The organism is Hydrogenivirga sp. 128-5-R1-1 (genome assembly GCF_000171895.1).
Genome location: NZ_ABHJ01000064.1, coordinates 1 through 3,698, shown reverse-complemented (window position 1 = coordinate 3,698; position 3,698 = coordinate 1). Strand labels below are relative to the sequence as shown.

The following is a 3,698-nucleotide window of genomic DNA, read 5'->3' as shown; positions in this document are numbered from 1 at the left end:
TTAGAAGAGCGTAAAACTGTGTAAGGTATTTCTTTTGTGCCGATTTTTCTGTAAAACCCTTTTCTTGAAGGTCTTCAATAATATCTTTTTGGTGTATTGATATTCTATTAATGTTTTTCCACTTTTTAGTTTTCTTTTATATTTACAGCCTGCAACTTCATAACTATGAACTAAAGCCGTTTCAAATTTTGTAGCAAACTCTTCATCTGTGTTATTAAATCCAACTCTATTTTCTGAAATATACCCCTCAGAAACCAATGAACCAAGTAAAATTGCCTCTTCTTCTGTAATTAAATCCTGAGATGAGTTTATATCATTTTTTCTGCTTACTACTAAATAATCTCCAGCTTTTACCTTATCTAAAGTTTTCCAGACATAAACAGGTTTTCCATTTTTGCCCTTTTCAAGTGTTAAAACTGGATGATTCAAACTACCTTCTATCTCAAAACCTTCAACTGTTTCTACTTTTAATGTTTTATGTTTTCCACTATTAAAAAACATGTCGGCAGTGTTTATTTTCCTGTTTAAAGATTGAACTTTTATATTTATTGGGTTGTCTGTATTTTCTTTAGAATTTGGGACAATATCTTTTATCTTTACAAGACCTTTATCTGTGTTAACAAGTGTATCTCCAACAACACAGTATCTCATTGCCGCCGGTGGGTCGCCGTCTATTGAACCAAAGTTTCCCTGTCCCTGAACAAGAGGGTATCTTAATGTAAAATCTTGAGCCATTCTAACAAGAGCATCATAAACAGAGCTATCTCCATGTGGATGGTATTTAGCTATAACATTTCCTACAGTCCTTGCTGATTTTTTATAAGGTCTATTTGGATACATATTTTCTTCATACATAGCATATAAAATTCTTCTTTGAACAGGCTTTAGTCCATCCCTAACATCAGGGATTGCCCTCCCAACAATAACAGACATTGCATAATCTAAATAGGCTGACTTTACTTCTTCTTCAATGGGCTGTTTTATGATTTCTGACATTTTAAAACTCCTAAATATTGATAAAATTAGCTCTAATACTATATTTTATCATACTCTAAAAGCTATTTTTAATCTTCATAGTTCAGATATTTTGGAATAAAATTTTAAATAAAAAAACTGGAGGTAATGAGCCATATGTACAATCTGAAGACTGTTTTGCTTTTAGGAGCTTTAACAGGAATGTTCCTTGTTGTAGGTAAGCTCCTTGGCGGACAGCAAGGTATGATAATTGCATTTTTCTTTGCTGTTGTGATGAACTTTTTTGCTTACTGGTTTTCCGATAAGATGGTTTTATCAATGTATGGAGCTCAAGAAGTGTCTTATGAAGATGCTCCATGGCTTCATCAAATTGTTGAAGACCTTGCAAGAAGAGCAGGTATTCCAAAGCCAAAAATCTATGTTGTTAATATGCATGTACCTAATGCTTTTGCTACAGGTAGAAACCCAAACCATGCTGCTGTTGCCGTAACTACAGGCATTTTAGATATTTTAAATGAGGACGAGTTAAGAGGGGTTCTTGCTCACGAACTTGGGCATATAAAAAATAGAGATATTTTAATTTCTACAATTGCTGCAACTATCGGCGGTGCAATATCAATGCTTGCTGAAATGGCATTCTGGTCAAATCTATTTGGGGGAAGAGATGAAGAAGAAAGTGGAATAGGAGGAATAATCGGAAGCTTACTTTTATTTATACTTGCACCTATTGCCGCTGCCGTTATTCAAATGGCAATATCTCGTTCAAGAGAGTTTGCAGCTGACAAAGCTGGAGCAGAAATATCAGGATGTCCTTTATGCCTTGCAAAGGCTCTTGAAAAACTTGAAACAGCAGCCCAACAGTTAACACCTGTTGCAGAAAGAGAAGTTAATCCGGGAACAGCTCACATGATGATAGTAAATCCATTCAAAGGAGATATTATTGCTAAACTATTTTCTACACACCCGCCAACTCAAGAAAGAATACAAAGGCTTTTAGAACTTGCAAAACAAATGGGACAGGTTTAACCCTCGTCCCTTTTCATATCATTTTTTATTGTTTCTCTGTTTTTTTCTTCAATGTATTTTTGTTTTTTAATTACATACCTTAAGGTAATAACATAACCAATAAAAGCCAAAATGTGAAATACGACTATTGGAGGTGATAAAAGTCCTTCATCTAAAATTAAACTTAAAATTTCAGAAATAACAGCTGCCAAAAACACAAATAAGAAAGTAATTCCATAAAAAAGCGTAACCCTTCTGTTTAATAAATACTCTTTTACATCTTCCATTTTACAACCATCCTTTTTTCTTAATATATAAAGAGGAACTACAGCTGACATAACATCAGTAATAAAGAAACGGATACCCAAATTTCCAGTTTAATTCTGGCATATATTGAAAGTCATTCCATATATGGCAGCTATTAAAGTAGGCGGTAAAAAAATAACTGACATAAGAGTAAAAATTTTCATAACCTTATTTTGCTCAATATTAATTAAACCAAGGAATGTATTTTGAAGATAGTCAAGTCTATCAAAATTAAAGTTCGTATAATCTATAAGAGAATTTATATCCTTAATCATTATTCTAAGTTCTTCCCTCAAATCTTTAGGGACTTTATAACTTTTAAGTAAAGATGATACTAACCTTTGTTTATCTGTTAAGTTTTCTCTTATTGTCATATTATAATCTTCATAGTAGGAAATTGATTCCAATAATTGTTGGGTTATATCTATACCTGTAAAAACAATTCTACTTAGTCTATTTATTTCCCTTGTTATAAACTCAAGTGTATCTGCATCACTATCAATTCTTATCTCAAGAATTGTAGTGAATACATAATATCCATTTTCGTAATATTTGGGATTTGAAAGAATTCTTTTAGCAGTTTCTGAAAATGTTTTTAATTCTCTGTATCTTACTGTAATTAAAGTATCAATAGATAGTATAAATGAAACAGTTTCGTTTATGAAATTATTTCCTTCTTTGACAAGGAAAAATGCGTTTATCTTTATATTTTCTTCATCTTCAAAGTATCTGGAACTTACCTCAATTTCTTCCATTTTTTGTTTTGTGGGGATTTCTAAGTTAAAAAATTTTTCCACATTTTCTTTTTCTTCTTCAGTAGGAGAAAAAAGGTCAACCCACAGAATATTTTCCCTCCCAATATCTTCAGGTAATTTGTTCAGTATTCTTATTTGAAAACCTTCCCTAATAAAAACCCTAATCATTTGATTATCTAATAAATTTTTCAATAACTGATATATAATATACTATCATGAGTTATTTAGATGAAATAAAATTTAATAAAAAAATTGTATTTGAAAAAATAATCCCTCCTGAAAAAGCCACATATAAACAAATAAAATTTAAAAATAAAAAATTAGAAAAGTACCTTAAAGAAAAAAATATAAAACTTTACTCACATCAGGCACAGGCTATTGAACATGTTAAAAATGGTAAAAATGTTGTAATTACAACACCTACAGCGTCAGGTAAATCGTATATTTATATCTTTTCTGTCTTGGAAAAACTTGCAGAAAATCCATATGCCACATCTATTGTTATATTTCCCCTTAAAGCCCTTGCAAGAGACCAGTATGCAAAAATAAAGGAACTTATAGATGAAACAGAAATACAGGCAACCGTTGAAATTTACGATGGAGACACCCCGAAAGAAAAAAGAAGGCAGATAAAACAGAACCCTCCCAATTTTTTGA

5 protein-coding genes are annotated in these 3,698 nt (G+C 31.4%); 2 read left to right on the top strand and 3 right to left on the bottom strand.

Features of this window, described 5'->3' with window-relative positions; genetic code table 11:
* Positions 1–996 (bottom strand): DNA gyrase subunit A, encoded by a 996-nt coding sequence (locus tag HG1285_RS18885; protein WP_008288401.1) that lies wholly within the window; start codon positions 994–996, stop codon positions 1–3.
* Positions 997–1,131: 135 nt separating this feature from the next.
* Here HG1285_RS18885 and htpX point away from each other — a divergent pair, with 135 nt between their 5' ends.
* Entirely contained in the window at positions 1,132–2,001 is an 870-nt protein-coding gene (gene htpX, locus HG1285_RS05415; protein WP_032496842.1) for a zinc metalloprotease HtpX, read from the top strand.
* On the opposite strand, the gene HG1285_RS05420 is transcribed toward htpX, so the two are convergent.
* Both HG1285_RS05420 and HG1285_RS18255 read right to left on the bottom strand, forming a co-directional pair.
* Positions 1,998–2,318, bottom strand: coding sequence for a hypothetical protein (locus tag HG1285_RS05420; RefSeq protein ID WP_008288399.1), 321 nt, complete (start codon positions 2,316–2,318; stop codon positions 1,998–2,000). The two genes, htpX and HG1285_RS05420, sit on opposite strands and share 4 nt — an antisense overlap.
* Before the next feature lie 39 nt (positions 2,319–2,357).
* The gene (locus tag HG1285_RS18255; RefSeq protein WP_008288398.1) at positions 2,358–3,209 is read right to left on the bottom strand and encodes a CorA family divalent cation transporter; all 852 of its coding nucleotides are present in this window, start codon (positions 3,207–3,209) and stop codon (positions 2,358–2,360) included.
* Positions 3,210–3,256: 47 nt separating this feature from the next.
* On the opposite strand from HG1285_RS18255, the gene HG1285_RS05430 reads away from it, so the two are divergent.
* A partial coding sequence (locus HG1285_RS05430) for a DEAD/DEAH box helicase (protein WP_008288397.1) occupies positions 3,257–3,698 on the top strand: 442 nt, incomplete at its 3' end.

Excerpts from the sequence above, each read along its gene's own strand:
- HG1285_RS05420 (WP_008288399.1), bottom strand. The coding sequence starts at position 2,318 with ATGTCAGCTGTAGTTCCTCTTTATATATTAAGAAAAAAGGATGGTTGT.
- htpX (WP_032496842.1), top strand. The coding sequence starts at position 1,132 with ATGTACAATCTGAAGACTGTTTTGCTTTTAGGAGCTTTAACAGGAATG.
- HG1285_RS18885 (WP_008288401.1), bottom strand. The coding sequence starts at position 996 with ATGTCAGAAATCATAAAACAGCCCATTGAAGAAGAAGTAAAGTCAGCC.
- HG1285_RS18255 (WP_008288398.1), bottom strand. The coding sequence starts at position 3,209 with ATGATTAGGGTTTTTATTAGGGAAGGTTTTCAAATAAGAATACTGAAC.